Source organism: Tritonibacter sp. SIMBA_163 (genome assembly GCF_046535935.1).
Lineage (GTDB): Bacteria > Pseudomonadota > Alphaproteobacteria > Rhodobacterales > Rhodobacteraceae > Epibacterium > Epibacterium scottomollicae.
Genome location: NZ_JAWJBP010000190.1, coordinates 1 through 351 on the forward strand (window position 1 = coordinate 1; position 351 = coordinate 351).

1 protein-coding gene is annotated in these 351 nt (G+C 64.7%); it reads left to right on the plus strand.

Going from position 1 to position 351, the window contains the following annotated elements; translation table 11 throughout:
• The coding region (locus R0J92_RS22035; protein ID WP_411053220.1) for an FAD-dependent oxidoreductase at positions 1 to 351 on the plus strand (351 nt) is incomplete at both ends.

The window sequence follows — 351 nt, forward strand, 5'->3', positions numbered from 1 at the left end:
GGCGAAGAATGGCGCAAGGGCTGGCATCCGGAAATCATTCCGCCCCTGCAGAAGCAGCAATCGGTGCTCATTATTGGCGGCGGCCCCACCGGGTTGGAAGCGGCGCGCGCCATGGCGCAGCGCGGCGCGGAGGTGGCGCTGGCTGAGGCTACACAAGAGTGGGGTGGTCGCGTTACGCAGGAATGCCGCCTTCCCGGGCTTGCTGCCTGGGGCCGTGTGCGGGATTGGCGCCTTGGCCAATTGCGGCAGGCATCCAACGCGCAACTTTATCTTGATAGCCGGCTTAGCGCGGAAGATGTTCTTTCCTTTGGCATCCCGCACATAGCAATCGCCACAGGGGCGCGCTGGCGT